This window comes from Acinetobacter legionensis, assembly GCF_048552295.1.
Taxonomy (GTDB): domain Bacteria; phylum Pseudomonadota; class Gammaproteobacteria; order Pseudomonadales; family Moraxellaceae; genus Acinetobacter.
Window position 1 is genome coordinate 1 of the sequence record NZ_JBIMCW010000066.1, and the last position, 1,239, is coordinate 1,239.

Here is a 1,239-nt window from a genome sequence, read left to right on the forward strand (position 1 = left end):
ACAGCGATTCTGACTCTGACAGCGACTCGGACTCTGACAGCGATTCTGACTCTGACAGCGACTCGGATTCTGACAGCGACTCGGATTCTGACAGCGATTCTGACTCTGACAGCGATTCGGACTCTGACAGCGATTCGGACTCAGACAGTGATTCTGACTCAGACAGCGATTCTGACTCTGACAGCGACTCGGACTCTGACAGCGATTCTGATTCTGACAGCGACTCGGATTCTGACAGCGACTCGGATTCTGACAGCGACTCAGATTCTGACAGTGATTCTGACTCTGACTCTGACAGTGACTCGGACTCTGACAGCGATTCGGACTCTGACAGCGATTCGGACTCTGACAGCGACTCAGATTCTGACAGTGATTCTGACTCTGACAGCGACTCGGATTCTGACAGCGACTCTGACTCTGACAGCGACTCGGATTCTGACAGCGATTCTGACTCTGACAGCGACTCGGATTCTGACAGTGACTCGGACTCTGACAGTGACTCGGACTCTGACAGCGATTCTGACTCTGACAGCGACTCGGACTCTGACAGCGATTCTGACTCTGACAGCGACTCGGATTCTGACAGCGACTCGGATTCTGACAGCGACTCGGATTCTGACAGCGATTCTGACTCTGACAGCGATTCTGACTCTGACAGCGATTCGGACTCTGACAGCGATTCGGACTCAGACAGTGATTCGGACTCTGACAGCGATTCGGACTCAGACAGTGATTCTGACTCAGACAGCGATTCTGATGACACGACTGCACCTGATGCGCCAACAGCTGATGTTGTTAATAATGGAACGCAAGTAACAGGTACAGCAGAACCAGGTTCAACAGTGACAGTTAAAGACCAAGGCGGTAACGTATTGGGTACAGCCGTTACTGATGAAAATGGCAACTACACAGTGGATCTAACCACGCCATTAACCAATGGTGAAGTGGTCGATGTGACTGCAACAGATGTTGCTGGCAATGAATCTGAACCTACTCAAGCAACAGCTGATGATACGACTGCGCCAACTGCTCCAACAGCTGATGTTGTTAATGATGGAACGCAAGTAACAGGTACAGCAGAACCAGGTTCAACAGTGACAGTTAAAGACCAAGGCGGCAACGTATTGGGTACAGCGGTTACCGATGAAAATGGCAACTATACAGTAGATCTAACCACACCATTAACCAATGGTGAAGTGGTCGATGTGACTGCAAAAGATGTTGCTGGCAATGAATCTG

At 50.2% G+C, this 1,239-nt stretch carries 1 protein-coding gene; it reads left to right on the plus strand.

The window, feature by feature from the left end; translation table 11 throughout:
- On the plus strand, window positions 1-1,239 hold a 1,239-nt coding region (locus tag ACG916_RS21455), incomplete at both ends, for an Ig-like domain-containing protein (protein ID WP_419378812.1).